Below are 24,694 nucleotides of genomic sequence, written 5' to 3' on the forward strand. Positions count from 1 at the left end.
TATTCAGTCGGCCTGGATGTTTCGCAGCGGACGACGGCGGTTTGTGTCGTTGATGCTGACGGTCAACGGCTTTGGCAGGGCACATGCGGGACTAAGCCCGACGCCATTGCTGAAACAGTTCGTCGCCATGCAGACGGTTCCGCCAAGATAGGGATAGAGAGGGGCCGATGACGCCGTGGCTGGTGCATGAGCTGAGGGAACGGGGCCTCAACGTGGTTTGCCTCGACGCGCGCCACGCGCGCGCCGCCTTGAAGCTGCAAATCAACAAGACGGATCGCAACGACGCTGAGGGATTGGCGCACATCATACGGACCGGCTGGTACCGCGCCGTTCATGTGAAGTCATTCGCGTCCCACCAGGCTCGTGCGATGCTTGGCGCGCGGGCCCAACTGGTCGGGATGGCAACCCGAATGTCCAACCAGATCCGCGGCATCCTGAAGATCTTCGGCATCCTTCCCGGCACGGTGCGCGGTCTTCGGTTTGACCGGCGCGTTGAAGAAGTCGTGGCAGACCGCCCTGACGTGGAGCCGATTGTGAGGCCTTTACTGGAGGCTTGGCGACGGCTTCGCGAACAGGCTCGGGAGTTTGATAAGGCCATTCGCGTCAAGGTCAGGCAAAATCCGGCATGCAGGCTGCTCATGAGCGTGCCAGGCATCGGAACGCTGACAGCCCTTGCCTACGTCAGCACGGTGGAGGATCCGGACCGTTTCGCCAGTTCCCGTGCCGTCGGCGCCCATCTTGGGCTCACGCCGCGACAGTATCAGTCGGGGGAAATCGACAGGTCCGGCCGGATCTCGAGGTGCGGTGATGCCCTGGTCCGGACCTTGATGTATGAGGCCGCTGTTGTTGTCATGTGCCGCATCAAGCGAGCCTCAAACCTAAAGGAATGGGCTCTCTGTATTGCAAGGCGCTCGGGATTCGGGAAGGCCCGGGTCGCGCTGGCACGGAAGCTGTCGGTCATCCTGCACAGCATATGGCGGTCGGGCGAATTCTTCCGCTGTGACGTGCCGGCAGCAGAAGCAGCGTAGGCCCAACGGCTTCGCCCGCCAACGGACGGGCGGGTTGTTGCCCTCTGTCAACGCCGCCTGAAATTTCCCCAGATGTGGCGCGCGAATTTTCCCCACAATGGAAATCCGGTGATCAGCCGGTCTGTTGATCGGCGGTCCTGTTTTTCGGTGGGCGGCCGCGGCGCTTTGGCGGCGCCGGCGGTGGTGAGGTTGGCGGCCGGACGAGACTGTTCTCCGGGATCAGGCCGGCGTGCTGGCGAAGGCGGTAGCTGGCGCCTTCGATCTGGATGACGACAGCGTGGTGCAACAGCCGGTCCAGCAGCGCCGTGGCGACCACGGGATCGCCGAAGACGTCGCCCCACTCGGCGAAGCCGCGGTTGGAGGTGAGGATCATGGCGCCGCGCTCGTAGCGGGCGTTGACGAGCTGGAAGAACAGGTTGCCGCCGCCGGTAATGAGTCGGCCCTGAAAAACGCCGAAGGCATTGAAATCCGGGGATTCCCAGGCGGGGCCAAATATCGGAAAATGCAGGGAATCGCCCCGTGACCCGCTGATTTCTGGTGTCCGCCGGTAAGACCGACCTGTTCCGCGAGCGTCTGGACAACATCATCAACCCGCGCCATTCGCTGGTGCGTCTGGCCGGGGTGGTGCCCTGGGATCGGTTTGATGATGCCTTCGGCGGGTTTTTCAAGCCTGTCGGGCGGAAGGCGAAGCCGACCCGGCTGATGGTCGGCCTCCACTATCTGAAGCACATCCACGACCTGTCCGACGAGGAGGTGGTGGAGCGGTGGGTGGAAAATCCCTATTGGCAGCATTTCTGCGGGTTTGAGTTCTTCCAGCACGAGCCGCCCATCGACGCCAGCACGATGACGCGCTGGCGCAAGCGCATCGGCCCGGAAGGCATGGAGGAGGTCCTGAGGGCCACGGTGGAGGCCGCACTGCGGGCGGGGGCGGCGAAGCCGTCGTCGCTGGAGCGCGTCAGCGTGGACACCACCGTGCAGCCCAAGGCCATCGCGCACCCGACGGACAGCCGCTTGTACCTCCGCGCCTTGCAGACCCTGGTCCGCCAGGCGAAGCGCCATGGCATCGTGCTGCGGCAGAGCTACACCCGGCTGGCGAAGCGGGCCTCCATCAAGGCCGGCCGCTATGCCCATGCCCGGCAGTTTCGCCGCATGCGCCGCGAGCTGAAGCGGCTGCGCACCTTCCTCGGGCGCGTGTATCGCGACGTGGGCCGTAAGATTGCCGGCGACGACCTGCTGGAAGGGCGTTTCGCCCACCTGCTTGGCCTGGTCGAACGGCTGCTGGCCCAGAAGCCCAAGGACAAGAACAAGCTCTACGCCCTGCATGCGCCGGAGGTGGTCTGCATCTCCAAGGGCAAGGCCCGCACACCCTACGAGTTCGGCTGCAAGGTCGGCATCGCCGCCACCAACCGCGAGGGCCTCGTGGTCGCCGCGAAGGCCTTCGAGGGAAATCCCTACGACGGCCACACCCTGGCCGCCACCGTGGCGCAGGCGACGGCGCTGTCCGGCGTCGAGCCCGAGCGGGTGTACGTGGACAAGGGCTACCGCGGCCACGACTACAAGGGCGCGGCCTCCGTCATGATCGCGGGCCGAAGCCGTGGCCTGACGCCGACCATGAAGCGCGAGTTGAAACGCAGATCGAGCATCGAGGCCAACATCGGCCACATGAAGAACGAGGGAAGGCTTGATCGGAACTGGCTGCTCGGACACGCTGGCGACGCCATCAACGCCCTCCTTGCGGCCGCCGCCCACAATCTGCGCCTTGCCATCAACGCCCTGGCGCTTTTGCTTGCCTGGATTCTGGCAAGCCGCCCCTCGGCCCATGCAAAATCGGATACTTGGCCCGCGACCCTGACCCCTGGCGCATCAACCGCTTAGCCGTTTTTCAGGGCCGACTCCTTATGAGTCAGCGTCAGCGCCGCTTGGTATGAATTCCAGGTTGGGCTCTGGTACGCATCAATGATTGAAATCATCGACGCTGCGCTGTGCGCGCTTTCGCGCACGCCTGCGGCTCCATGCGCGACGCAGGCTCACGCGCCGTAAGGCGCGGCGGCCAGTGTCCGCTTCGCGCTCGTAAGGACTCCGGCCTTGCCGGGCGACAAGTGTACGATTTCAAGTGTCGCCCGGTATGAGGAGGTGCCCCAGCGTCCACGGGTGGCATCGCCCCGAATGTACGGCCTGCGGCCCTTGGGACCAAGCAATCTCAAGGTTACAAGCCGGTATCGAGCCCCCCGCGCGCCCTCCAGCCCTCTCTCCATTGGAGGAACATGAGCACGGTCCAGAGCTTGTGGCTGTTGTCGGAACCGGCCATGTGTGCGTCCCAAGCGGCTCGGACGGCCTCAGGCCTCAGCGTACCCTCGGCTCGCAACGCGTCTTCGGACAGCAAGTCGCCGGCCCAGCTTTTGAGCGGGCCGCGAAGCCATTGTGCCAACGGCACCCCAAACCCCATCTTTGGGCGCTCGATCAGCTCGCGCGGCACATAACGGTAAAGCACCTCGCGCAGCAGCAGCTTGCCCCGGTCACCGGTAGGCGCCAGTTTGTGCGTGCTCGGGAGACGCCACGCGAACTCCAGAACGCGGTGGTCGAGCAGCGGCACACGCGTCTCCAGACTGACGGACATAGACGTGCGATCGACCTTGGTCAGGATGTCATCGACCATGTAGCTGCCCTGGTCGGTAGCCATCATCTGTTCCGACCATGGCAGGTCGGCATACCGCTGTGGATCGGGCCCGACCTCGGCGCCAAGCTCGGCAAGCGCCTCCCGCCGCAATAGCAGCGATGGATCAGGCCAGGCGCTGATGATATCACGGTAGACGTCACGCGGCTCGGCACCAAGGTACATGGCGAGACGCCGAACCCGGTGTGCGAGGCCCTCGGCTCCCGAGAACCTGCCACGGGTCAGGGTGTTCACCGGACCGTCCCACAGCCCCGCCGGCACCTTCTCCAGGATGGATGCCACCGGATTTGCCGTCGGCCCCAGACGCCGCCGAGCGCTGGCGATGCGATCCGCCCAGAAGTACCGGGGATAACCGCCAAAAAGTTCGTCGCCACCATCGCCCGACAAAGCCACGGTGACGTGCCGGCGGGTGGCCAGGCTCAGCAAATGGGTCGGCAGGCTGGAAACATCGGCGAAAGGCTCGTCGTGCATGGCCGAAAGCCGCTGCACCAAATCCAGAACTTCCCGCTGCGTGAACGTTTCTACTGCATGATCGGTCCCGAGGTGGGCCGCAACAGCAGCCGCATGACCGCTTTCATCGTGACTCGCCTCCTCGAACCCTATGGTGAACGTCCGCACCGGCCCGTCGGCGACCTTGCACATGAGCGCGGTCACAAGCGAGCTGTCTATGCCGCCGGACAGGAAGGCGCCGACCGGAACGTCTGCCATCATGCGCCGGCGCACCGCGTCAGTCAGCAGTTCCTCTAGCGCATCAGCGGCCTCGCTGAACGACCCCGTGAACGGGTCAGCCTTGCCCCGCGCGACGGCATCGGACACGCTCCACCACCGAAACGTCCGCGCTTCACGGCCATCCCAGACCAGCATGTGACCCGGCGGCAGCGAGCGTGCGCCGCGGATGATGGTGGCGGGCGGCGACACCGCGAGATAGCGGAAATAACAAGTGAGCGCGGCTGGGTCGAGACGGTCGTCCAGCCATGGCAGTCCCGCCAAAGCCTGCAATTCAGAGGCGAAGGCGAACCGGTCGTCCCCTCCCATTGCATAATATAGCGGCTTGATGCCGACGCGGTCGCGCACCAATGCCAACCGACGCTCTCGCCGGTCCCAAAGGCCGATGGCAAAGAAGCCGATAAAGCGCTGGAGGGCCGCTTCGAGGCCCCACTCCTCCACCGCGGCCAGGATCACCTCGGTATCGGAATGCCCCCGGAAGCCGTGGCCGAGGCCTCGCAGTTCCGCCCGCAGGTCGCCGTGGTTGAAGATCTCGCCGTTGTAGGTGAGGACGTAGCGCCCGGATGCCGACACCATGGGCTGGGCGCCGGCCTCGCTTAGGTCGACGATTGCAAGACGCCGGTGCCCAAGCCATGCGCCCGCATCAGCGTCGTGCCACGCGCCGGCGGCATCGGGCCCACGATGAACCATGCGGTCGCGCAAACTTTCCGCCATGCGCGGCTCGGCATCACCAAGCCAGCCGAAAATGCCGCACATCTAAATCTCCCCCATTTTCAGCCGGGCCTATTTCACCCGCGCGAGGACGGCGTAATGCGTCGCCATCAGACGGGAATACAGCCGCACGCCCGTCGCCGACAGCAATGCCCGCTCCAGAATCCGCTTGGTGGTACTGGTGTAGGGAGAGAACGGGGCCGAGGCGTACTGGTAATCCCGCACCACCAGAAAGCCGGCCTCCTCCAGCACCTCGCCGAACGCCTTCCGGGTCCAGAACTGGACATGGCCCACCGGATTATCCTTGCGATCACGCCCACGGATTTTAGCAAGGGCGTTCGGGACAACGCAGTCCTCAAGCGGCACTTCCAGGACATACCATTCCGCCAGCCCGCGCATGGACCGCAGGGCTTTCACCGGATCATCAAGGTGTTCAACCACATGCGAGGAAACAAGAGCGTCAAAATGCCCCAGGTGATCGAGCGGCGCGTCCGGCTCCACCCGCTGATAGCGCAGCCCGTCGCGCCCAAAGGCTCGGTTGCCGAACCCCACGCCGGTATCGCTGACATCGATGCCGAGAATCTCGTCGCCGAAGCCGTTACAGTGCATCCAGTAGGTCAGAACGCCGTTACCACTGCCGAAATCGAGCACGCGCCGTGGACGCTTCAGGTCGCCCCAGACCGTCTGCACGGCGGGAAAGCGATCGCGCACGGCAGAATCGAAAGCGTAGCCGAGCTGATAATCGGAGTCAGCCCAGAAGTCTTCGTAGAAGGCGGGCTTGAGGACGTCATCCATAGCGCTTGATCACTCCGAGTTTCTTTGCCAGGCCCACGGCAGCCACACAAAACCGGCGACCGAGAAGCAACACCAAAAACGCACCGACTTTTTCGGCCACCCCACCCGCGCGCGCGCCCTTGGCAAATGCCGCCCAGGCGCCAGGTTCACCGGCAAGTCGCGTGTAGACCGCGAGCCTCAGATACTTGCCGCCCCACGCCCGCCGGTCCAGCGCGCGGTACTGTTCGCCGAAGGTGTCCATGACACGGCGCATGCAGATCGCGCTCTCTCGGGCCTTCTCCGCCTTGCTCCAGCCCGAGGTGACCGATCCGACGCTACCGTCGTCATAGATGCGGAGCACCCGCGCCGAGAGCCAGAACGGGCCGCTTTGAATGAACGTCAGGTAAGACAGCAGGCCGCAGGACTTGCGGGTTCCCAAGTCGATATAGCCGCGGGCGCGAATAAAATCGCCGCGAAACATGGGAATATATTCTCCGGTAAAACGCTCAGCCAGAAAATCGTCGCGGGTCATCTGGCCGGTATAGTTGGGATGGCTGAGAGTGGTCTCACCACGCAGGTTGACGCACCCTGCCCAGCAAACATCCAAATTCGACGGCCACTCCGCCATGAGCGCCGAGAAGACATCGGGCCAATCGGGCACGAACCGATCATCGGCATCGAGAATGGTGACGACCCGCCCCCGGGACGCAAACAAGCCGGTGTTCCGACCGGCGCACATGCCCTTGTTCTCGGCATGACGCAACAGGCGCACATCGGGCCAGTGCGCGACAGCTGCCGCCAAGGCCTCGGCGTCTCGGCTCCCATCGTCGACCACGATGACCTCGACCGATATCGCCGCCCCGCCACGAAGCGGCTCAAACACCGATGACAGCGTGGCGCCGACGGTCTCGGCCGCGTTATAGGCCGGAATGACCACCGACAGCATCGGGGTTGGCGTTGTCATGGCCTGTCCTCGCGGCCGAAGCGACGACGGAAAAGGTCCAGGCTGGCCCGCCGGGACGCCAGCAGGCGTTCGCGCTCCTGACCGATGTTGATCATGGCGTCGGCGAGCGCCGACTCGAACGTCGACGTATCCACGGCATCTATCTCGTCCACCGCCCTGTCGAGCTTGTAGTACAGGGGCGCGGGCAGCACGCCGTCCCAGATGGATACTGGTGGCTCAATCAGGCGGCCCGACGTGCCATCATCGACCATTTCCCGAAGGGCATAGACATCGGTCGCGATAACCGACATGCCGTGGGCCAGCGCCTCCAGCACCACCATGCCGAAGCTGTCGACGTACGTGGGATGAACCAGCACGTCGGACTTCTTCATGAAGCCCTCCCACAATTCATCTCGCGAATAACGGGAGGCGTGGACGTTGACGCCCGGCTGATCGGCCAATGCGGCATGCCGATCCGGTAAATGGGTGATGATGTCCATGCGCGCGGAAGGCAGTGCGGCCCGCACCTTCGGAAAGGCCTTCAGAAGGGCCGGCCCGCCCTTGATATCGAACTGGCTTCCAATGAAAAGAAAACGTGGACCGTCTTCCGCCACGGTATCCACCGCATGCACGCGTTCACTCATGCGGGGATAGAACACCTTCGTCTTTTTGCCGATGTCCGCGCCGAAAAGGGCCACGAGCGTGTCGCGACAGGCGGCCGACATGCACCGGATCTCAAGGCACCTGCGCGAGGCCAAAATAGCCTTCAGCACCGGCCGCCACAGCGTCATGGCGCGCAGGTTGTAGCCCACCAGCGAGTACGGATTGTCCAACTCGGTGATGAAGGGGCCGGTCGCCATCAGCGCGCCCCACACATAGACGGCCGCATCGGCTGGAACGTCGGAGGGGCGACGCTTGACATTGATGAGCGGGACGCGCTGCTTCCACGAAGTGGCCGCGATGCGCCCGCTGACGGCCGTATCACGCGAGAAATGCTGGCCACGACGGCTTTCCACCACATCCGGATTCACCACCGCGGCCCGAGGCCAGCGGCGGATCGTGTCCAGATGGCGATCGCGGAGAAAGGAATGCGGGTAAAAATAGACGTTCATCATTAGCTCTGATAAATTCCGCATCCGCGGCGGGCCGCACTATAGCACCGGCAACCGGGGCCGCAAAGCATCGCGTCGGCGGTCAAGCGGCGCGATCCGGGCCACCCGGCTTGCGCGCAACATAGATCAGCGACGGGTACAGGCGGCTCGTCGCCAGCGCGCCCCCGATCAACCCCGACAAGCCAAGCCGGCCGAGGAATTGCAGCGCCGCGGCCGCACGCCCGTAATGCACGGCGCCGCCCTCGCCCGACAGCACGCGCCGGACCTTGGCGATTGCGCGGTTTTCATAAACGAGGCCCAATTCGCGGAAACGACGCTCCATCCACCCCGGATGGACCCAGTTCAGGTGGTCGACAAAGCCGGCCTCACGCCCCTTTCCCCGCATCCTCATCGTTGTTTTCAACAGCGATTTTGGACTGAGTGGCAACATCATAGAACCAACGTGCGGTTCATAGGGGAAAATATAGTTGGGCGCATCAAGATAAATCGCCCCTCCCGACTTCAAGACCCGCGCCATCTCGGCAAGGCATACGTTAACGTCGTCCACATGCTCAATCACTGTCGTTGAATAGATGAAGTCGAACGTCTCATCGTCGAAGGGCAGGCGCTCACCCGGCGCCTCATGATACTGCGGAACCTTGCCGAACTGCCCCCGATCGAGGCGCGACGCCATCAACGTGCCGAGTTCTATGCTGATACCTTCCGGATCAATGCCGTGCACCTCAGCATCGGGAAAGAGACCTTGCGCCGCGAGGGAATTGAAGCCAACAGAACAACCGAAATCGAGCACACGGTTCGGAGCAACGACGCCAGCCTCGTTCGCCATCCGGCGGACAACCGCCGTCGACGCGCGATAAACGGTGTCCACGTGCGCCTGAAGGCTACCGCCCAGCACCGTGTAGCCGCGCTGGAAGGAAAAGCGATCCGGGTCAAGCCAATCCGACCACGCAGCGTGCAGTTCATCATCCCAAGACAGTGCAAGTGCCTCAAGATCACTGGCTCGCTTGGACGCGGTCTCTTCAAACGTCGTCACTTTTCCGCTCACTCCGTAGTCCAAACTGCTGATCTTGGCACTTTGCATCGCCCCGCCCTCGCGCCCCGGTGGCCGCGACTAGGCGGCAGCCTCTATTTCCCTGCCGTGACGGGAACGGATAACGCGGAATGCGATAAGGGGATACACCACCGCGAGGCCGCCGGCATAACACACATTGATCGCAATAAGCGGAGCGAGCATACCAAAAGACGGCAGGAGCACGTAAATCAGAAGAACCTTGGCCGCCAGCTCCAGAACCAGGACGATGTTCAGCGCCCTCAATCGGGCCGTGGCGTAAACAAAGCTCATGGCGACACGGCCCGCGCCCAGCCACATCACGGCCCCACCGGCCAGGATGTAGGGCAAATGCTCCGTCGGCGCCTTCTCCGCGCCCACCCAAAGCGATACGACCCACGGCCCGAGCGCGGCATAAGATGCACCCGCAAGCGCACTGCCACCCCACATCAGTACCATGCTGCGGCGCAGACTTCGGATCAGTTCGGCCGTCTCTCCGCATGCGTCGCGATGGATGATGAAAGGAATTTGCGCGTCGGTAAAGCGCCAGAGCGCCATGACCCCAAGCTCCGCGAGGCGCCAGACCAGCACGAATTGAGCCACGGTTTCAGGACCACCAATCCAGCCGACAATCAACACATCGGCCTGAAGCACGAGCATGACGGTGCCATAAATCAAGTAGGCGCCGCCCGTGCGCCCCATCAGGCGCCCCGCAATGTCCCGGTGGAAGGGGCGCGGGCGCACCCGTGCAGTGAGCGACAGACTCAATTTCCTGAGATGCAGGCGCCCAAGCACGATGGCGGTCACGGTCCCCGCGGCAAAGCAGAGCATGAGATGAAGAAGGTCACCGCCCAACATAAGCACTGGGACGCCAAGCAGGGCGAAGCCGACTTGACTGACCATCGTCAGGACGTTCGCGGAAGCCTGGCGTCCGCGCGCCGTAAGTGCCACGCGGTCGATGCTCAACAGGTACATGAGGACGAAGTGCACGGCGCCGCCGACAATGCCGCCGACGACGCTGTCGCGGTGCTCCGGTGGCGTCTCGAAGACCGTGTCGACCAGAACGACAAGCCCCCCGCCCACCACGATGGCAAGCACCACCGCATAGCCGACGAACATCCACTTGGCGACCGCATATACACTGCGAAACTCTTGCTCGTCCTTGCGCGCGAAAGCCTCACCGAACGCTCGTTGCATTGCACCCGATAGCCATACCACGCCGAATGCCGCGAAATTGACGAACGACAGCAGCATCATCAGCGCGCCGAAGCGGTAATCACCGAGGTACTGAAGGTAAAGCGGCACCATCAACAGCTGAACGCCCATGCTGACGGCCAGCTGCCCGTAACTCGTGGCGACTGCGGCCGCGTAGGCGCGGTGCTGTCCGAAAAGCCGCTTAAGTCGATTCACGACTGCCCTTCGTAACGACGTGCGAAAAAGCGATGGGAGACGAAACGCAAGAAAATCCGCGATCGCGATCACGGTTCACCGGCGGCGATTGATACTGTATAAGCTACCTGCACGCAACACCCCTGATCGGTCGCTAGGAGCACCACCCATGAAGGTTCTTGCCATTCATCCTGGTCACAACTCGACTGCAGCCCTGGTCGTGGATGGCGAACTGGTTGCCGCCATCAGCCAGGAGAAGGCGGACAATATCAAGAACTCGGCAGCCTTCCCCAGCGACGCTTCACAGTGGTGCCTGGACACCGCCGGACTGGCGCCCCGCGACATCGACAAGGTGGTGATCGCGGGTGAGGAGGTCATGCCGCAGGCGTGCTATGCCTACCTGTTCAACAAAAATCAGGAGCAGGAATCTTCCGATTGGAAGATCGAGCTGGCGAAGTCTCTGGAGCGCGGCCCCGTCGGCCGAGCCGTGCCGTGGGTGTTCCAGGCGTTGCGCAGTACGCGCAGGCAGCAGTTCATCGCGGCTGGCAAGGCGGAACTGAAAAGCAGCATGGCGGCCATCGGATTGCCGTCCGACAACCTCATTCATGTCGAACACCACGAGTGCCATGCCCGCGCCGCCTTTCACGCACTCGACGAGAGCGACGGCAAGGAACCGGCCCTCATGCTGACGCTGGACGGCAGCGGCGACGCCATCTCCGGCACCGTCACCACATGGCGACCCGGCGAGGGTTGGAAGCGCATCGCCACGGTGCCGATGGAGGCCTCGCTGGGCGGATACTACTCCAACACGACGCGGTTCCTGGGCATGAAGATCCTGGAACACGAGTACAAGGTCATGGGCCTGGCGCCCTACTGCAAAAGCTACTACCTGGAGACCTACAAGAAGCTGTTCGAGCCGGTGGTCTGGCAGGACCCGGACAACCCGCTGACCTTCCGCTCCAGCGTTAACGCCATGACGTTCTACGATTACCTGGCCCAGCACGCCGTGGGCGAGCGGTTCGACAATATCGCCGGTGCCGTCCAGCACCTGATGGAGGAGCGGGTGACGGAATGGGCACGGGCCGCCATCTCTCAAACCGGCATTCGCCGCGTCTTCACGGGAGGCGGCGTGTTCATGAACGTCAAGCTTAACAAGTGCCTGCAGGAGATGCCTGAAATCGAGAGCATTCACTTCATGCCCTCCTGCGGAGATGAATCGAATCCCATCGGCGCCGCCTACGCCGTGTCCGCCGCTGCGGGAGTCCAACCGAAGCCCATCAAGAACATCTACCTGGGGATCGAGTACAGCCGCGACGAACTGAGCCGCTTCATCGACGAACAGCGTCTGGCCGAGACCTATTCCATTGAGGAACCGGCCGATATCAATGAGCGAGTCGCCGATCTGCTCGCCTCCGGAGAAATCGTTGCGCGCTTCGCGGGCCGGTGCGAGTGGGGCGCCCGCTCTCTTGGCAACCGTGCGATTCTGGGCCACCCCAGCCACATGGAGTCCTTCTACACGGTCAACGACCAGATCAAGTCCCGTGACTTCTGGATGCCGTTCGCACCGTCCATGCTGGATTACCGCGCCGCAGAATACCTGGAGGGATACAACCCCGAGCGGGCACGGGCTCCCTACATGATCACCGCCTTCCAGGCGACGCCGAAGGGGGTTCAAGACCTGCGGGCCGCCCTGCACCAGGGGGACCACACTCTGCGCCCGCAGGTCGTAACGCAGGACGGAAATCCCGACTACTACCGGTTGCTTCAGTCCTTCGAGAAGCGCACTGGCGTCGGCGGCGTTCTCAACACCAGTTTCAACCTTCACGGCTACCCGCTGGTTGCGACGCCCGAACAGGCGGTGTTCACGTTGGAACGGTCGGGACTGCGAAACCTGGCCCTCGGTCCGTTCCTGGTGAGCAAGCGCCCGGCCTAGCAGGCTGCGGAAAAACCGGCTTTTACGGCCCCCTTTCCCCAACTGAGCGGCGAAAGTCGCGCTTCAGAAGGGGCCACGAGGCGGCCGTAGCGGCCGGTTTGGCCGGACCTGCCCGTTTGCGGACAGGCTCCGGCCAACGTCAGGCCGCCGCCATCAGCTTGGGCAGCCTTGTCAGGTTATAGGCGGCGGCGGTCAAGGTGAACATCCAGCCGACGCGATCTTTGCCACGGTGGCGGGTCTTGCGCAGGACGCCCGTGGTCTTCATCCAGCCGAAGATCTCCTCGATCCGCTTGCGCACCCGAAGGCTGACAGCGTAGCCGGCATGGCGCGTGGTGCGGCCGTCAATGCTGCTCTTTCGCCGCTTTCCCGTCTTCGTGACATGGTCGTTCCGCGCGATGTGCGGCGTGACCTTGCGGGTCCGCAAATCCCGGATGAAGCCCGCCACGTCGTAGCCCTTGTCGGCCCCCAGCGTCACGCGGCGGTTACCGTGGCGGCCGTCTTCCAGCAGGGCCAGCGCCGCCTCGCGTTCGGCGGTGCCGGTGGCGTGGGTGAGGGCCGCGCCGACAACCAGGCCGTTGCGGTTCTCCATGAGCACATGGCCCAGATAGGCCATCTGCGACGACTGGCCGTTGCCCTTGCGGAAGAGCCGGGCGTCGGGATCGGTGGTCGAGGCATGCGTCTCGTTGGACCGCTTCTCGCCCCGGAAATTCCGCTCGCTGTTGCGTCCGCCGCCGGAGGTATCGTCGTCGTCCCCACCCTTGGGCCGGAAGCTCTTCATCGACGCCCACGCCTCGATCATCGTGCCGTCGACAGAGAAGTGATCGTCCGACAGCAGGTCACGCCCCCGCGCCTGGCCGACCACGGCGGCCAGGAACTTTGCGGCCACATCGCCGCGCAAGAGGCGGTCCCGGTTCTTGGTGAAGACCGTTACATCCCAGATGGCGGCGTCCATCGACAGCCCGACAAACCAGCGGAAGAGCAGGTTGTAGTCCATCTGCTCCATCAGTTGGCGTTCGGAGCGAATGGAATAGAAAGCCTGCAACAGCAGGGCGCGCAGCAGCTTCTCCGGCGGGATGGACGGCCGCCCGACCTTCGAGTAGAGCCCCTCGAACTCTGGCGACAGGACCTCAAGCGCTTCGTCGGTGATGGCGCGGATGGCCCGCAGCGGATGATCGGGCGGCACCCGCGCCTCGCAACTCACGTACGAAAAGAGCCCTTCCGTCTGCTGGTCCTGACCGCGCATCGCGTCCTTCCAAGTGCATCAAGAGGATCGAATCACGCCGCCGTCCCGGACGGAAGGGTTTTTCCGCAGCCTGTTAGCCGTTTTTCAGGGCCGACGAATGCGGCCTTCTCCATCGGCGCCACGGTCCCGCACCTTCGGCCGTCGCACGGGAACGGGGCCGATGCCCGTCAGGATCTCGCGCTCCGGGCCGTGGCCGTGACGGACCAGGCGCCGCCGGCCGTCTTCCGTCGTCAGGTGTTCATGCTCGGCAAGCATGGCCGCGACCTCGGCCTCCACGGCTTGCGCCAAAAGCTGCCGCGCCCCGGCACGCAGAACCTCGGTCAGCGGATCGTCGGTTTCCCCTGGCTGGCGCAGGGCGACAACGGTATCGTCGGTCATGGCGTATCACTCCCTTGTTGGAGATGTGGAAGGCGTAAGACACCTCCACGATACGCCACCCCCTTCTCAGGCTGTCACCCACTTTCCGCCATAGCTCTGAGCGGAAGCGCGCACAGCGCAACGTCGATGATTTCAACCATCGACGCGTATGAGACCAGAGGTGAGCTGTCTTCGCATCGCCCCATGCGGGGGCGAAAGGGCGGATTAGGGCGGGCTACATGATCCCCGATAGATCTGAGAGTACGTCTCCGAAACCACGTCGATGCTATAGCATTCTTCGACTTTCCGACGTGCCCTCACGCCCCGCTCGCGGCGAAGCGGAGGATCTTCTGCGAGGAACCTCTCGATCGCGGCGGCAAGGTCTCGCGGTGCGCGGCGGGGCACCACGGCCCCGGTCTCGCCCACGATATACGGCGCATCACCGACGTCAGTGACGACGCAAGGCACACCACACGCCATTGCCTCTCCGACAACGTTCGGAAATCCCTCGCCGAATGCTGAAGAAAGAGCAAACAGATCAAGCGCCGCCATAAGTCGCGGCACATCCTTTCTTTCACCGAGAAGGTGAAAGCGCGCAGCATGCTGAGCAACAGCCGGATGCCGGGCAATTTCCGGATTATCAGTCGTGACACCTCGCCCGGCGAGCAGGAAGTGGACATCCGGCCAGCGCTCCGCAACGCTCTTGGCCGCGCTCAGGAACGTTGCGTGGTCTTTCATCTGGTCGTATCGGTTTATCAAGCCGACCAGTTTTGCGTCAGGCGCCAACAGCAGCTCGTCGCGCACTGCCTGTCGCGCATCCGGATCGGGGCGGAAGCGGCTGATGTCGAACCCGTTGGGCACCACGAGCCAACGGCGCGGCCGATATCCGATTTTTTCGTGCATGCGCCGACCGGCATCTGAATTGACCATCGCCAGACCAACCCCCCGCGAGAAGCGCGTCAGGATGCGGACGATTAGCGCCGTGGAGCGTGCATACTGGCTGAAGTCCATGTCAGAGCAGCGGATATTCCAAATCAGCCGCGCCTTGATACCGGAGGTCGCCAACGCAAGCGTGCCGACAAGGTCCGCATGGTAAAGCCATGACTGCACTACATCCGGACGCACCGCACGGATGACGCGCCTAAGCCGGAAGACGGCGATCGGCAGGTCGCGGGCGCCTCGCATGTTCAATGAAATCACATCAGCGCCCACCTTCCGCAACTCATCGGCGAGCGCGCCCTCGGCTTTCAAACCAACAACCGTAAAGCGAAAACGCCCGCGCAACGCAGCCACGATCTTTACCAGCATGCGCTCGGCGCCGCCCACATCGAGGCTTGTGATGACGTGCAGCACATGGACCGGCGGGCGGTCTTCGCCGGGTTTTTCTCCGTCGTCCTTCATAACAGTCCGCTTACCGTTCCATGCTGACGTGAATTCGATCCTTATCGGGATTGGCAGACTGTAAGTCAATACGCACGGATCAGGCGACAGCAGCGCAGCATATTCGCGGGGAAGGCAAAACAGTTCTGCATGCTCGCTTGCCAACCGGCTGGCCCTGGGATAAACCACGGCGCCGACGGTGCGTTGTGAGAACCGGCGATCCACGACCGGATTAAGCGGCAGTTGGGGTAGAGGAGATTAAGCACATGCGCATAGCCATGATCGGCACCGGCTACGTCGGCCTTGTGTCGGGTGCCTGTTTCTCCGAATTCGGCGTCACCGTCACCTGCGTCGACAAGGACGAGAGCAAGATCGAACGGCTCAAGCGCGGCGAGATTCCCATCTATGAACCGGGCCTGGACAAGCTGGTGGCGTCCAACGTCGCCGCCGGCCGCCTGGAGTTCACCACCGAGCTGGCCGAGGCGGTGACGGGTGCCGACGCGGTGTTCATCGCCGTCGGCACGCCGTCCCGCCGCGGCGACGGCCATGCCGACCTGTCCTATGTCTACGGCGCGGCGGAAGAGATCGCGCGCGCCATGGACGGCTACACCGTCGTCGTCACCAAGTCGACGGTGCCCGTCGGCACGGGGCGCGAGGTGGAGAAAATCATCCGCGCCACCCGCCCGGACGCCGACTTCGACGTCGTCTCCAACCCGGAGTTCCTGCGCGAGGGCTCGGCCATCAACGACTTCATGCGCCCCGACCGCGTGGTCATCGGCGCCGAGACCGACCGGGCGCGCGAGGTGATGCGCGGCCTGTACCGGGTGCTGTACCTGATCGAGACGCCGATCCTGTTCACCAACCTGGAAACGTCGGAGATGATCAAGTACGCCGCCAACACCTTCCTGGCGGCCAAGATCACCTTCATCAACGAGGTCGCCGACCTGTGCGAGAAGGCCGGCGCCGACGTCCACGACGTCGCCAAGGGCATCGGTCTGGACAACCGCATCGGGCGCAAGTTCCTGCACCCCGGCCCCGGCTACGGCGGATCGTGCTTCCCCAAGGACACGCTGGCCCTGGTGCGCACCGCGCGCGACCTGGGCAGCCCGCTGCGCATCATCGAGACGGTCGTCGACATCAACGCCAAGCGCAAGAAGGCCATGGCCGACCGCATCATCGCGGCCGGCGGCGGCGATCTGTCGGGCAAAACGGTGGCTGTGCTGGGTCTGGCGTTCAAGCCCAACACCGACGACATGCGCGACGCCCCGGCGCTGGACATCGTGCCCGCGTTGCTGGAGGCCGGCGCCACCGTGCGCGCTTTCGACCCCGAGAGCATGGACGAGGCGAAAAAGCTGCTGGACGGAATCACCTACTGCGACAGCGCCTACGACGCCATGGAGGGCGCCGACCTGCTGGCGATCCTGACGGAGTGGAACGAGTTCCGCTCGCTGGACCTGGCCCGCGTCAAGGACCTGATGACCGAGCCGGTGATGGTGGACTTGCGCAACATCTACGAGCCCGCCATGATGGCCGAAGCTGGCTTCGCCTACACCTCGGTAGGCCGTCCGTGGCCTTACGGGCGCAAAGCCAGCGGCGCCGTGGAGGACTAAGCCGTGACCATCCAGGGGGAGATGAAACACGCGGCACTCGCCACCGGTACCGGGGACATCGGCACCGCACTGCAGATCGCGAGCGCGCGAGACCAAGGATGCAGTTAACGCGCATCGCCTTTCGCCGCGTCGGCCTTGTGTTCGTCCATGACGTCATCATGGCCGGACTGTCCTTCGTTCTGGCCCTGTTTCTGCGGCTTGACTGGGCCATGTTCGCCTACCTGCCGCCAATGGAAATGGCCCAGTGGACACTGCTTTTCGCGGTGGTGGCCGCGGCCGCCTTTCACTCCCAAGGAATGTACCGCGGGGTCTGGCGCTATGCCTCGCTGCGTGATCTGGCGGCCATTCTTCGCGGCGTTACGCTCACCCTGCTTATTTTCCTGCCGCTGATGTTCCTGGCGACGCGTCTGGAGCCTCTGCCGCGGTCAGCCCTGATCATCAACTGGTTCGTTCTTTTGTTCCTGGTCGGGGCCCCACGATTCGCTTACCGCCTATTTAAGGACGGCACCGTCAGGCTGTGGCGCAATTCCACAAGGCGGATGCCTGTTCTGCTGGTCGGCGCTGGCGACCTCGCCGACCTTTTCATACGCGAAATGAACCACGCCGATGCAATCTACGAGCCTGTGGGCATCCTGGGATGGCGCACGGGCCGCATTGGCCGTGAGATCAACGGTGTACGTGTTCTCGGAACGACCAAGAACGTCGACTCCGTTGTCGATGGGCTTGCGAGCAAGGGGCTCCGGCCGCAGCGCGTGCTGATCGCCCAGGACAAAAGCAGCCGCGAGGACATGGCCGAGTTGTTCGACACATGCGAGCGCCTGCAGATTCGGCTTGAGCGCCTGCCAAGCATGACGGAGTTCAAGCAGGGCCTGGTGGACAGGCTGGAAGTGCGCCCGATCGCGATCGAGGATCTTCTCGGGCGGCCGCAAGCGGTTCTCGACCGTGACAGCATGCGCGACATGATTCGCGGTCGAAGGGTGATGATAACCGGCGCGGGTGGCTCCATTGGCTCGGAGTTGACGCGGCAAGTCAGTGGCTTCGAGCCCGCCAGCCTGATGATCGTCGACAGTAGCGAATTCGCGCTTTACACGATTGACATGGAAATCAACGAACGGTTCGGCGGCGTCGACCGTAAAGCGCGCATCGCGGACGTGCGCGACCGGGCGCGCATCCGCAATCTGATGGACACCTTCCGGCCCGAATTGGTGTTCCACGCCGCCGCCTTAAAGCACGTCCCGCTGGTTGAGGCCAATCCGGCCGAAGGCTTGATGACCAACGCCATCGGCACCCGCATCATGGCCGACGCCTGCGTGGACTTTGGCGTCGCGATGATGGTGCTCATATCCACGGATAAAGCGGTCAACCCGACCAACATTATGGGCGCGAGCAAGCGCATCGCGGAGCGTTACTGCCAGTCTCTGGATATTCGCGAACGGGCCCGTCCGGGTGGCACCCAGTTCATCACCGTGCGGTTTGGGAACGTACTCGGGTCCACCGGATCGGTGGTGCCGTTGTTCCGGCGCCAGTTGGAGGCCGGCGGTCCCCTTACGGTTACCCACCCGGACATGACCCGGTACTTCATGACCATCCGTGAAGCCGTTGAATTGGTACTGCAGGCCTCTGCCCACGGCCTGGCCGAGCAGATTTACCGCGGGCGTATCTTCGTGCTCGACATGGGAGAGCCCGTGAAGATCGTGGACCTTGCAACGCAGATGATCCGGCTGGCCGGCTTGCGGCCCCAGCAGGACGTAAAGATCGTCTTTACGGGTCTGCGGCCCGGGGAAAAGCTCTTCGAGGAAATTTTCCACGGTGCCGAGCCCCCAGTGCCGACCGCCGCCCCAGGGATTCTGGTTGCCAATTCACGAGCCGAGGACCCGGTCGAACTGCAACATTCACTGACATTTTTGGAAGAAGCATGCCGGCTTGACAATCCGACCCAGACGCTAGAGCACATCCGGCGCCTGGTGCCGGAATACAGCCCGACGGTCATAGCGGCCTGAACGGCACATCGATAGAAGTCGTCCAGCCAATTATTAGTCATCATTCCCCGAATGGGGCACATCCACATGGGGTGAATATGTCCAAGATGAAGAAGATCGGAGTAGTGGGCCTGGGATACGTCGGGCTTCCCCTCGCCGTCGCCCTTGCCAGGCATTTCCCGACCACCGGCTTCGACATCGCCTCGGAACGGATCCGCCAATTGCGCGACGGCATCGACGTAACCAACGAGGTCGACGACGACGCGCTGCGCGCCAGCACACTCACCTACACCGGAACGACAGACGACCTGAAGGGCTGTGACGTCTTTATCGTGACGGTTCCCACCCCCGTGGATCGCTGGAACAAACCGGACCTGACGCCGGTTCGCAAGGCCTGCCGCGCCGTCGGAGAAGTGCTGGGCCAGGGCGCGATCGTCGTCTTCGAAAGCACGGTCTACCCCGGCGTCACCGAGGACATTTGCGGACCGCTCCTGCAGGAAGTGTCCGGCCTGGTCTGCGGCCGCGACTTCTTCCTTGGCTACAGTCCCGAGCGCATTAACCCCGGCGACCGAGAGCACACGGTCGACCGCATCACGAAGGTGATCGCCGGCCAGACACCCGAAGTGACGGAAACACTGGCTGCGGTGTACGGTGCCGTCACGACGGGCGGCGTCTTCCGGGCGGCCAGCATCAAGGTCGCCGAGGCCGCAAAGGTGATCGAGAACGCCCAGCGCGACATCAATATCGCCTTCATCAATGAAATCACGATGATCTTCCAGCGCATGGGGCTGTCGGTCCATGACGTGCTGGAGGCCTCCAACACCAAGTGGAACTTCCTGCCTTTCCAGCCCGGTCTGGTAGGCGGCCACTGCATCGGCGTCGACCCCTTCTATCTGGCCGAGGTCGCGACCCAGAACGGCCACCATCCGGAAATCATCCTTGCCGGGCGGCGCGTCAACGACAGCATGGGTTTTTACATCGCCGACCGCGTGATGGAACACATGAGCGTGCCCGACGGAAAGAAGGCCCGCATCCTTATCCTCGGCCTGACCTTCAAGGAAAACGTTCCCGACCTGCGAAACACGCGCGTAGTCGATGTTGTAGAGAAACTGATGGCGGCGGGCCACGCTGTTGACCTTCATGATCCGCAGGCCGATGTCGCAGAAGCGCGCGAATACTACGGGCTGGACCTCAAGACCTCGCTGCAGGGCGCCACGGGTTATGACGCCGTGGTGGTAACGGTGCCGCACAAGGCCTATGCCGAGCTTACCGCGGAGACGGTGGCCACCCTTACCCGACCGGGCGGCCTGATCGCCGACATCAAGGGAGTGTGGCGCGACGCAGCTATTCCTGATGGCATCGCCTACTGGACACTGTGAGGTAGCCGACAGCATGCAGAGCTATGACCAATCGTGGGTGACGGCATGATCAGGCGGCGGCGGATTGGTCGGCGTTCTTCACCTGAATGCCGTCGCGGAACCTGACACCCTTGATCACCTGGGGCAAGCGGTTGTTGCCCGACAGTCGGCGCCAGGTCTTGCTGGCGGCGGTGACCAGCTTGAAGACCATCGCCAGGGCGGTTTTGTGCGACAGGCAGCCCTTGGTGCGCACGGTGCGGTGCCGGACGGTGGCGAAGACGCTCTCGATGGGGTTTGAGGTTCGCACGTGCTGCCAGTGCTCGGCCGGGAAGTCGTAGAAGGCCAGCAGGGCGACGCGGTCCTTGGTCAGGCAGCCGACGGCCTGGGGGTACTTCGCGCCATACTTGGCCTCGAAGGTGTCCATGGCCGCCTCGGCTTCGGCGCGGCCGTCGGCCATCCAGATGGCGTGGAGATCCTCCTTGGCCGCCCTCTGGCGCGACTTCGGCAGCTTGTTGAGGACGTTAGCCGTCTTGTGCACCCAGCAGCGCTGATGGCGGGCGCCGGGATAAACCTCGTCGAGCGCCTTCCAGAACCCCAGCGCGCCGTCGCCGATGGCGAGCTTCGGCCCCTGGGCGAGGCCGCGCCCCTTGATGTCGTTGAGCAGTTCGCGCCAGCTCTGGGCGCTTTCGCGAAAGCCGGCCTGGAAACCGACCAATTCGTCGGCCCTGAAATACGGCTAAGCGGTTGATGCGCCAGGGGTCAGGGTCGCGGGCCAAGTATCCGATTTTGCATGGGCCGAGGGGCGGCTTGCCAGAATCCAGGCAAGCAAAAGCGCCAGGGCGTTGATGGCAAGGCGCAGATTGTGGGCGGCGGCCGCAAGGAGGGCGTTGATGGCGTCGCCAGCGTGTCCGAGCAGCCAGTTCCGATCAAGCCTTCCCTCGTTCTTCATGTGGCCGATGTTGGCCTCGATGCTCGATCTGCGTTTCAACTCGCGCTTCATGGTCGGCGTCAGGCCACGGCTTCGGCCCGCGATCATGACGGAGGCCGCGCCCTTGTAGTCGTGGCCGCGGTAGCCCTTGTCCACGTACACCCGCTCGGGCTCGACGCCGGACAGCGCCGTCGCCTGCGCCACGGTGGCGGCCAGGGTGTGGCCGTCGTAGGGATTTCCCTCGAAGGCCTTCGCGGCGACCACGAGGCCCTCGCGGTTGGTGGCGGCGATGCCGACCTTGCAGCCGAACTCGTAGGGTGTGCGGGCCTTGCCCTTGGAGATGCAGACCACCTCCGGCGCATGCAGGGCGTAGAGCTTGTTCTTGTCCTTGGGCTTCTGGGCCAGCAGCCGTTCGACCAGGCCAAGCAGGTGGGCGAAACGCCCTTCCAGCAGGTCGTCGCCGGCAATCTTACGGCCCACGTCGCGATACACGCGCCCGAGGAAGGTGCGCAGCCGCTTCAGCTCGCGGCGCATGCGGCGAAACTGCCGGGCATGGGCATAGCGGCCGGCCTTGATGGAGGCCCGCTTCGCCAGCCGGGTGTAGCTCTGCCGCAGCACGATGCCATGGCGCTTCGCCTGGCGGACCAGGGTCTGCAAGGCGCGGAGGTACAAGCGGCTGTCCGTCGGGTGCGCGATGGCCTTGGGCTGCACGGTGGTGTCCACGCTGACGCGCTCCAGCGACGACGGCTTCGCCGCCCCCGCCCGCAGTGCGGCCTCCACCGTGGCCCTCAGGACCTCCTCCATGCCTTCCGGGCCGATGCGCTTGCGCCAGCGCGTCATCGTGCTGGCGTCGATGGGCGGCTCGTGCTGGAAGAACTCAAACCCGCAGAAATGCTGCCAATAGGGATTTTCCACCCACCGCTCCACCACCTCCTCGTCGGACAGGTCGTGGATGTGCTTCAGATAGTGGAGGCCGACCATCAGCCGGGTCGGCTTCGCCTTCCGCCCGACAGGCTTGAAAAACCCGCCGAAGGCATCATCAAACCGATCCCAGGGCACCACCCCGGCCAGACGCACCAGCGAATGGCGCGGGTTGATGATGTTGTCCAGACGCTCGCGGAACAGGTCGGTCTTACCGGCGGACACCAGAAATCAGCGGGTCACGGGGCGATTCCCTGCATTTTCCGATATTTGGCCCCGCCTGGGAATCCCCGGATTTCAATGCCTTCGGCGTTTTTCAGGGCCGACGAAATACCTGAAGTCGGGAGAGACCGATGGACGCTACCGGCGGAGCAGGCAGCACTATCCGCAGTTGGGGCCGCACATCGCGGCGCTGGAGCGGCTGCTGGAGGAGAACGAGCGGCGCGGCAAGCGGGACCGTCTGAACCGGCTCCAGATCTTCGAGGCGTTGCAACGGGACGGGTACGCCGGCGGCTATGACGCGGTGAGGCGGTACGCCAGGCAGTGGTCGGCGGCGCGGTCGTCGGCGCCGGCGGCGACAGCGTTCATCCCGCTGACGTTCCTGCCGGGCGAGGCCTACCAGTTCGACTGGGCCGAGGAGTGGGTCATCCTCGACGGCGTCACGACCAAGGTGCAGGTCGCCCATTTTCGGCTGAGCCACAGCCGCATGCCCTACGTGCGGACCTACCTTCGCCAGGCCCAGGAGATGGTGTTCGACGCGCACGTGCGGACCTTCGCCTTCTGGGGCGGGACCTGCGAGCGCGGCATCTACGACAACATGAAGACGGCGGTAGACGCCGTCTTCGTGGGCAAGGCGAGGACGTTCAACCGCCGCTTCCAGCAGATGTGCAGCCATTACCTGGTCGAGCCGACCGCCTGCACGCCGGCGGCCGGCTGGGAGAAAGGCCAGGTCGAGAACCAGGTCGGCAGTCTGCGGCGCCGGCTGTTCACGCCGCGGCCGAAGGTGAAGACGCTCAACGAGCTGAACCGCTGGCTGGAGGATGCGTGCATGGCCTGCGCGCGGACCGCCCGCCACCCCGAGTTCAGCGACAAGACGGTGTGGCAGGTGTTCGAGGCCGAGCGGTCGGCCCTTGTCCCCGTGGGCCAGCCCTTCGACGGGTTCCGGGAGAGCGACGTCGGCGTGTCGAAGACCTGCCTGATCCGCTTCGATCGCAACCGCTACAGCGTGGAGGCCAGGGCCGCCGGAGGGTCGGTGCAGATCCGCGTCTACGCCGACAAGATCGTCGCCCGGCTCGACGGAGAGGTGGTCGCGGAGCATCCGCGCGCCTTCGGCCGCGACCGCACCGTCTACGACCCGCTGCACTATATCCCGGTGCTGGCTCGCAAGCCGGGCGCCCTGCGCAACGGCGCGCCATTTCGGGAGTGGCGGATGCCTCCGGGGCTGACGCGGGTACGTGCCCGTCTCGGCCGTGGCGACGATGCCGACCGGCAGTTCGTCGGCATCCTGGCGGCCATCCCCGAGAACGGCCTGGATGCCGTCGAGGCGGCCTGTCTCCAGGCGCTCAAGGAGGGGCTCCACAGCCGCGACGCCGTCCTAAACATTCTCTCGCGCGGCAAGGATATCGGCTCTCCGGTGCCACCGGCGGCCTTCAACGCGCCAGCGCTGCGTCATGAGCCGGTGGCCGACTGTGCCCGGTACGACCGCCTGCGCGACCGGGAGGTGGCCCGTGGAGCGGCATGATATCCTGAAGCTGATGGCGACACTGAAGCTGTCCGGCATGCGGGCGGCCTATGACGACATCATGCGTGACAGCCTGCGCCGCCAACGGTCGGTGCAGGAGGTCCTCGGCGACCTGCTGACCGCCGAGGTCGCCGAGAAGACCGCCCGCTCCATCCGCTATCAGATTGCCGCGGCCAGGCTGCCGGCTGCCAAAGACTTGGGCGACTTTGACTTCACAGCCAGCCCAGTCAACGAGACCCTGCTGCGCGATCTGCACGGCGGCGGCTTCCTGGCAACCCAGCGCAACGTGATCTTCATTGGCGGGACGGGCTCCGGCAAGACCCATCTCAGCATCGCCGTCACCGCCAACTGTGTGCGCAACTGCGGGGCGCGGGCGCGCTTCTTCAACGTCGTGGACCTGGTGAACAGGCTGGAGGCGGAGGCCCGCGCCGGCCAGGCCGGCCGGCTGGCGGAGCAGTTGACGCGGGTCGATCTCGTCGTGCTGGACGAACTGGGCTATCTGCCGTTCGCCCAGTCCGGCGGCCAACTGCTGTTCCATCTCATCAGCAAGCTCTACGAGCGGACCTCGATTATCGTCACCACCAATCTGGCCTTCGCCGAGTGGCCCACGGTCTTCGGGGACGCCAAGATGACCACCGCCATGCTCGACCGGCTGACGCATCACTGCGACATCATCGAGACCGGCAACGAGAGCTGGCGCCTCAAGACCCGATCCTGAAACGCGATCGCCCAGGTCGCCGCACAGGAACCTCGCACCCCCTCCGCTACGCTCCGGGGGCGGGTCCCTCCTGTGCGGCCACCTGGGCGCCTCCTATCAACCGCTGGTGTGGACGACTTTT

Annotated in this window: 18 protein-coding genes and 2 pseudogenes; 8 read left to right on the forward strand and 12 right to left on the reverse strand. The window is 64.2% G+C overall.

Annotation, left to right across the window (positions count from 1 at the left end; genetic code table 11):
• Positions 1 to 167 precede the first annotated feature (167 nt).
• On the forward strand, positions 168 to 1,028 hold the full coding sequence (locus tag LG334_RS08255) for an IS110 family transposase (RefSeq protein ID WP_404385083.1): 861 nt from the start codon (positions 168 to 170) through the stop codon (positions 1,026 to 1,028).
• A 112-nt stretch (positions 1,029 to 1,140) separates the two neighbouring features.
• Here the strand turns inward: LG334_RS08255 and LG334_RS08260 are convergent, their stop codons facing one another.
• Positions 1,141 to 1,401 carry an ATP-binding protein gene (locus tag LG334_RS08260; RefSeq protein WP_404385085.1) on the reverse strand — a complete coding sequence of 87 codons (261 nt, stop codon included), beginning with the start codon at positions 1,399 to 1,401 and terminating at the stop codon, positions 1,141 to 1,143.
• A 164-nt stretch (positions 1,402 to 1,565) separates the two neighbouring features.
• On the opposite strand from LG334_RS08260, the gene LG334_RS08265 reads away from it, so the two are divergent.
• On the forward strand, positions 1,566 to 2,903 hold the full coding sequence (locus LG334_RS08265) for an IS5 family transposase (protein WP_404385071.1): 1,338 nt from the start codon (positions 1,566 to 1,568) through the stop codon (positions 2,901 to 2,903).
• Positions 2,904 to 3,234: 331 nt separating this feature from the next.
• On the opposite strand, the gene asnB is transcribed toward LG334_RS08265, so the two are convergent.
• The 6 genes from asnB to LG334_RS08295 all read right to left on the reverse strand — a co-directional run bounded on the left by asnB (position 3,235) and on the right by LG334_RS08295 (position 10,426).
• The gene (gene asnB / locus LG334_RS08270) at positions 3,235 to 5,184 is read right to left on the reverse strand and encodes an asparagine synthase (glutamine-hydrolyzing) (protein WP_404385087.1); all 1,950 of its coding nucleotides are present in this window, start codon (positions 5,182 to 5,184) and stop codon (positions 3,235 to 3,237) included.
• 27 nt (positions 5,185 to 5,211) lie between these two features.
• Positions 5,212 to 5,934 carry a class I SAM-dependent methyltransferase gene (locus LG334_RS08275; protein ID WP_404385089.1) on the reverse strand — a complete coding sequence of 241 codons (723 nt, stop codon included), beginning with the start codon at positions 5,932 to 5,934 and terminating at the stop codon, positions 5,212 to 5,214.
• A complete protein-coding gene (locus LG334_RS08280; RefSeq protein WP_404385091.1) occupies positions 5,927 to 6,877 on the reverse strand; it encodes a glycosyltransferase family 2 protein in 951 nt (316 codons plus the stop codon). Before LG334_RS08280 ends, LG334_RS08275 begins: the two co-directional genes overlap by 8 nt.
• Positions 6,874 to 7,971 (reverse strand): glycosyltransferase family 4 protein, encoded by a 1,098-nt coding sequence (locus LG334_RS08285; RefSeq protein WP_404385093.1) that lies wholly within the window; start codon positions 7,969 to 7,971, stop codon positions 6,874 to 6,876. The genes LG334_RS08280 and LG334_RS08285 overlap by 4 nt, the downstream gene beginning before the upstream one ends.
• Before the next feature lie 79 nt (positions 7,972 to 8,050).
• Positions 8,051 to 9,049, reverse strand: a complete 999-nt coding sequence (locus tag LG334_RS08290) for a methyltransferase domain-containing protein (protein ID WP_404385095.1) — start codon at positions 9,047 to 9,049, stop codon at positions 8,051 to 8,053.
• Between the two features lie 30 nt (positions 9,050 to 9,079).
• On the reverse strand, positions 9,080 to 10,426 hold the full coding sequence (locus tag LG334_RS08295) for a lipopolysaccharide biosynthesis protein (RefSeq protein ID WP_404385097.1): 1,347 nt from the start codon (positions 10,424 to 10,426) through the stop codon (positions 9,080 to 9,082).
• Between the two features lie 148 nt (positions 10,427 to 10,574).
• Between LG334_RS08295 and LG334_RS08300 the strand changes: the two genes are divergently transcribed.
• Positions 10,575 to 12,338, forward strand: a complete 1,764-nt coding sequence (locus tag LG334_RS08300) for a carbamoyltransferase C-terminal domain-containing protein (protein WP_404385099.1) — start codon at positions 10,575 to 10,577, stop codon at positions 12,336 to 12,338.
• A gap of 139 nt (positions 12,339 to 12,477) precedes the next feature.
• Here LG334_RS08300 and LG334_RS08305 read toward each other — a convergent pair whose 3' ends face one another.
• The 3 genes and pseudogenes from LG334_RS08305 to LG334_RS08315 all read right to left on the reverse strand — a co-directional run bounded on the left by LG334_RS08305 (position 12,478) and on the right by LG334_RS08315 (position 15,339).
• Positions 12,478 to 13,581, reverse strand: coding sequence for an IS5 family transposase (locus tag LG334_RS08305; RefSeq protein WP_404380374.1), 1,104 nt, complete (start codon positions 13,579 to 13,581; stop codon positions 12,478 to 12,480).
• 93 nt (positions 13,582 to 13,674) lie between these two features.
• Positions 13,675 to 13,959 (reverse strand): annotated as a pseudogene (locus LG334_RS08310) (IS256 family transposase); the annotation flags it as partial.
• A 204-nt stretch (positions 13,960 to 14,163) separates the two neighbouring features.
• Positions 14,164 to 15,339 (reverse strand): glycosyltransferase, encoded by a 1,176-nt coding sequence (locus LG334_RS08315; RefSeq protein ID WP_404385101.1) that lies wholly within the window; start codon positions 15,337 to 15,339, stop codon positions 14,164 to 14,166.
• 245 nt (positions 15,340 to 15,584) lie between these two features.
• On the opposite strand from LG334_RS08315, the gene LG334_RS08320 reads away from it, so the two are divergent.
• The 3 genes from LG334_RS08320 to LG334_RS08330 all read left to right on the forward strand — a co-directional run bounded on the left by LG334_RS08320 (position 15,585) and on the right by LG334_RS08330 (position 20,286).
• Positions 15,585 to 16,928 carry a UDP-glucose dehydrogenase family protein gene (locus LG334_RS08320; RefSeq protein ID WP_404385103.1) on the forward strand — a complete coding sequence of 448 codons (1,344 nt, stop codon included), beginning with the start codon at positions 15,585 to 15,587 and terminating at the stop codon, positions 16,926 to 16,928.
• Positions 16,929 to 17,026: 98 nt separating this feature from the next.
• Positions 17,027 to 18,928 carry a polysaccharide biosynthesis protein gene (locus LG334_RS08325; protein WP_404385105.1) on the forward strand — a complete coding sequence of 634 codons (1,902 nt, stop codon included), beginning with the start codon at positions 17,027 to 17,029 and terminating at the stop codon, positions 18,926 to 18,928.
• 77 nt (positions 18,929 to 19,005) lie between these two features.
• Positions 19,006 to 20,286 (forward strand): nucleotide sugar dehydrogenase, encoded by a 1,281-nt coding sequence (locus LG334_RS08330; protein WP_404385107.1) that lies wholly within the window; start codon positions 19,006 to 19,008, stop codon positions 20,284 to 20,286.
• A gap of 49 nt (positions 20,287 to 20,335) precedes the next feature.
• On the opposite strand, the pseudogene LG334_RS08335 reads toward LG334_RS08330, so the two are convergent.
• Positions 20,336 to 20,983, reverse strand: a pseudogene (locus LG334_RS08335) (IS256 family transposase); the annotation flags it as partial.
• An 18-nt stretch (positions 20,984 to 21,001) separates the two neighbouring features.
• Entirely contained in the window at positions 21,002 to 22,339 is a 1,338-nt protein-coding gene (locus tag LG334_RS08340) for an IS5 family transposase (protein ID WP_404385071.1), read from the reverse strand.
• On the opposite strand from LG334_RS08340, the gene istA reads away from it, so the two are divergent.
• Together istA and istB are read left to right on the forward strand one after the other, a co-directional pair.
• Positions 22,293 to 23,855: an IS21 family transposase gene (istA, locus tag LG334_RS08345; RefSeq protein ID WP_404386333.1), complete on the forward strand. Its 1,563-nt coding sequence runs from the start codon at positions 22,293 to 22,295 to the stop codon at positions 23,853 to 23,855. The two genes, LG334_RS08340 and istA, sit on opposite strands and share 47 nt — an antisense overlap.
• Positions 23,842 to 24,573 (forward strand): IS21-like element helper ATPase IstB, encoded by a 732-nt coding sequence (gene istB / locus LG334_RS08350; protein ID WP_404385110.1) that lies wholly within the window; start codon positions 23,842 to 23,844, stop codon positions 24,571 to 24,573. Before istA ends, istB begins: the two co-directional genes overlap by 14 nt.
• Positions 24,574 to 24,694 lie beyond the last annotated feature (121 nt).

It is taken from the genome of Caenispirillum salinarum (assembly GCF_044803115.1).
Classification (GTDB): domain Bacteria; phylum Pseudomonadota; class Alphaproteobacteria; order Rhodospirillales; family Rhodospirillaceae; genus Caenispirillum; species Caenispirillum salinarum_A.

Coding starts and splice junctions, on each gene's coding strand:
- LG334_RS08255 (WP_404385083.1), top strand. CDS start 168: ATGACGCCGTGGCTGGTGCATGAGCTGAGGGAACGGGGCCTCAACGTG.
- LG334_RS08260 (WP_404385085.1), bottom strand. CDS start 1,401: ATGATCCTCACCTCCAACCGCGGCTTCGCCGAGTGGGGCGACGTCTTC.
- asnB (WP_404385087.1), bottom strand. CDS start 5,184: ATGTGCGGCATTTTCGGCTGGCTTGGTGATGCCGAGCCGCGCATGGCG.
- LG334_RS08275 (WP_404385089.1), bottom strand. CDS start 5,934: ATGGATGACGTCCTCAAGCCCGCCTTCTACGAAGACTTCTGGGCTGAC.
- LG334_RS08280 (WP_404385091.1), bottom strand. CDS start 6,877: ATGACAACGCCAACCCCGATGCTGTCGGTGGTCATTCCGGCCTATAAC.
- LG334_RS08285 (WP_404385093.1), bottom strand. CDS start 7,971: ATGATGAACGTCTATTTTTACCCGCATTCCTTTCTCCGCGATCGCCAT.
- LG334_RS08290 (WP_404385095.1), bottom strand. CDS start 9,049: ATGCAAAGTGCCAAGATCAGCAGTTTGGACTACGGAGTGAGCGGAAAA.
- LG334_RS08300 (WP_404385099.1), top strand. CDS start 10,575: ATGAAGGTTCTTGCCATTCATCCTGGTCACAACTCGACTGCAGCCCTG.
- LG334_RS08305 (WP_404380374.1), bottom strand. CDS start 13,581: ATGCGCGGTCAGGACCAGCAGACGGAAGGGCTCTTTTCGTACGTGAGT.
- LG334_RS08315 (WP_404385101.1), bottom strand. CDS start 15,339: ATGAAGGACGACGGAGAAAAACCCGGCGAAGACCGCCCGCCGGTCCAT.
- LG334_RS08320 (WP_404385103.1), top strand. CDS start 15,585: ATGCGCATAGCCATGATCGGCACCGGCTACGTCGGCCTTGTGTCGGGT.
- LG334_RS08325 (WP_404385105.1), top strand. CDS start 17,027: ATGCAGTTAACGCGCATCGCCTTTCGCCGCGTCGGCCTTGTGTTCGTC.
- LG334_RS08330 (WP_404385107.1), top strand. CDS start 19,006: ATGTCCAAGATGAAGAAGATCGGAGTAGTGGGCCTGGGATACGTCGGG.
- istA (WP_404386333.1), top strand. CDS start 22,293: ATGTTGTCCAGACGCTCGCGGAACAGGTCGGTCTTACCGGCGGACACC.